This is a genomic window from Nocardia sp. CDC153, assembly GCF_035818515.1.
Lineage (GTDB): Bacteria > Actinomycetota > Actinomycetes > Mycobacteriales > Mycobacteriaceae > Nocardia.
Genome location: NZ_JAYKYU010000012.1, coordinates 1 through 3,193 on the forward strand (window position 1 = coordinate 1; position 3,193 = coordinate 3,193).

The 3,193-nt window shown below is 55.7% G+C and carries 1 rRNA gene; it reads left to right on the forward strand.

What is annotated here, in order from left to right:
* Nucleotides 1-43: 43 nt before the first annotated feature.
* Nucleotides 44-3,150, forward strand: a 23S ribosomal RNA gene (locus VMT65_RS38325).
* Nucleotides 3,151-3,193: the final 43 nt, after the last annotated feature.

Genomic DNA, 3,193 nt, shown 5'->3' on the forward strand with positions numbered 1-3,193 from the left:
GTGTGTTGTTTGAGAACTGCACAGTGGACGCGAGCATCTTTGTTAGTAAGTGTGTAAGAGCGTACGGTGGATGCCTTGGCACCAGGAGCCGATGAAGGACGTAGGAGGCTGCGATAAGCCTCGGGGAGCTGTCAACCGAGCTGAGATCCGAGGATTTCCGAATGGGGAAACCCAGCACGAGTGATGTCGTGTTACCCGCGCCTGAATATATAGGGCGTGTGGAGGGAACGTGGGGAAGTGAAACATCTCAGTACCCACAGGAAGAGAAAACAACAGTGATTCCGTGAGTAGTGGCGAGCGAAAGCGGAAGAGGCTAAACCGTGTGGATGTGATAGCCGGCAGGCGTTGTCCATGCGGGGTCGTGGGGCTCAATTTCCTTGTTCTGCCGAGCAAGGCAAGAGTAAGAAACCAAGTTGTTAGCTGAAGTGGTCTGGGACGGCCTATCGTAGAGGGTGAGAATCCCGTAAGCGAAAACATCTTGGCTCTTGTATTGAGTACCCGAGTAGCAGCGGGCCCGTGAAATCTGCTGTGAATCTGTCGGGACCACCCGATAAGCCTGAATACTACCTGGTGACCGATAGCGGACTAGTACCGTGAGGGAAAGGTGAAAAGTACCCCGGGAGGGGAGTGAAATAGTACCTGAAACCGTGCGCTTACAATCCGTCAGAGCCGACTTGTTTGGTGATGGCGTGCCTTTTGAAGAATGAGCCTGCGAGTCATCGGTGTGTGGCGAGGTTAACCCGTGTGGGGGAGCCGTAGCGAAAGCGAGTCCGAATAGGGCGGTCGAGTCGCACACTATGGACCCGAAGCGGAGTGATCTACCCATGGCCAGGGTGAAGCGACGGTAAGACGTCGTGGAGGCCCGAACCCACTTAGGTTGAAAACTGAGGGGATGAGCTGTGGGTAGGGGTGAAAGGCCAATCAAACTCCGTGATAGCTGGTTCTCCCCGAAATGCATTTAGGTGCAGCGTCGCGTGTTTCACTCTGGAGGTAGAGCTACTGGATGGCCTAGGGGGCCCACAAGCTTACCGAAGTCAGCCAAACTCCGAATGCCAGGGTGTGAGAGCGCGGCAGTGAGACTGTGGGGGATAAGCTTCATAGTCGAGAGGGAAACAGCCCAGATCGCCGGCTAAGGCCCCTAAGCGTGTACTAAGTGGAAAAGGATGTGGAGTCGCGAAGACAACCAGGAGGTTGGCTTAGAAGCAGCCACCCTTGAAAGAGTGCGTAATAGCTCACTGGTCAAGTGATTCTGCGCCGACAATGTAGCGGGGCTCAAGTACACCGCCGAAGCCGCGGCATTCAGTCAATACACCGCTTTCGAGCCAGTGGACTGGATGGGTAGGGGAGCGTCCTGTAGCCAGGGAAGCGGCGGAGTGATCCAGCCGTGGAGGCTACGGGAGTGAGAATGCAGGCATGAGTAGCGAAAGACGAGTGAGAAACTCGTCCGCCGAATGACCAAGGGTTCCTGGGCCAGGTTAATCCGCCCAGGGTGAGTCGGGACCTAAGGCGAGGCCGACAGGCGTAGTCGATGGACAACGGGTTGATATTCCCGTACCCGTGTATCCGCGCCCAATGGCGAATCAGTGGTACTAACCGTCCAAAATCCAAGTGATCTCCTTCGGGAGACAGGAGGAGGCTGCACGGGACCTTCGCTGTAGTAGTCAAGCGATGGGGTGACGCAGGAAGGTAGCTGGGCCAGGTGATGGAATACCTGGTGTAAGCCTGTAGGGCGTTGTGTAGGCAAATCCGCACAGCATTTAGCCTGAGAGGTGATGCGTAGCCGATTGAGGCGAATTCAGTGATCCTATGCTGCCGAGAAAAGCCTCTAGTGAGTTGGTACACGGCCCGTACCCCAAACCGACACAGGTGGTCAGGTAGAGAATACTAAGGCGATCGAGATAACTGTGGTTAAGGAACTCGGCAAAATGCCCCCGTAACTTCGGGAGAAGGGGGACCACGCCCGGTGAAGAGTCTTGCACTCGGAGCTAGGTGGGGTCGCAGAGACCAGAGAGAAGCGACTGTTTACTAAAAACACAGGTCCGTGCGAAGTCGTAAGACGATGTATACGGACTGACGCCTGCCCGGTGCCGGAAGGTTAAGAGGACCGGTTAGCGGAGCAATCCGCGAAGCTGAGAATTTAAGCCCCGGTAAACGGCGGTGGTAACTATAACCATCCTAAGGTAGCGAAATTCCTTGTCGGGTAAGTTCCGACCTGCACGAATGGCGTAACGACTTCTCTGCTGTCTCAACCACAGACTCGGCGAAATTGCAGTACGAGTAAAGATGCTCGTTACGCGCGGCAGGACGAAAAGACCCCGGGACCTTCACTATAGCTTGGTATTGGTGTTCGGTACGGTTTGTGTAGGATAGGTGGGAGACTGTGAAACCAGCACGCCAGTGTTGGTGGAGTCGTCGTTGAAATACCACTCTGATCGTATTGGACCTCTAACCTCGGACCCTGATCGGGTTCAGGGACAGTGCCTGGTGGGTAGTTTAACTGGGGCGGTTGCCTCCCAAAATGTAACGGAGGCGCCCAAAGGTTCCCTCAGCCTGGTTGGCAATCAGGTGTCGAGTGCAAGTGCACAAGGGAGCTTGACTGTGAGACCGACAGGTCGAGCAGGGACGAAAGTCGGGACTAGTGATCCGGCACCGGCAAGTGGAAGCGGTGTCGCTCAACGGATAAAAGGTACCCCGGGGATAACAGGCTGATCTTCCCCAAGAGTCCATATCGACGGGATGGTTTGGCACCTCGATGTCGGCTCGTCGCATCCTGGGGCTGGAGTAGGTCCCAAGGGTTGGGCTGTTCGCCCATTAAAGCGGCACGCGAGCTGGGTTTAGAACGTCGTGAGACAGTTCGGTCTCTATCCGCCGCGCGCGTTAGAAACTTGAGGAAGGCTGTCCCTAGTACGAGAGGACCGGGACGGACGAACCTCTGGTGTGCCAGTTGTTCCGCCAGGAGCACGGCTGGTTGGCCACGTTCGGAAGGGATAACCGCTGAAAGCATCTAAGCGGGAAGCCTGTTCCAAGATGAGGTTTCTCACCCCCTCGAGGGGGTAAGGCCCCCAACAGACCATTGGGTTGATAGGCCAGAACTGGAAGCCCGGTAACGGGTGTAGGTGACTGGTACTAATAGGCCGAGGACTTACCAACAAAGAAGCTACGCGTCCACTGTGCAGTATCTGAAACAACACAC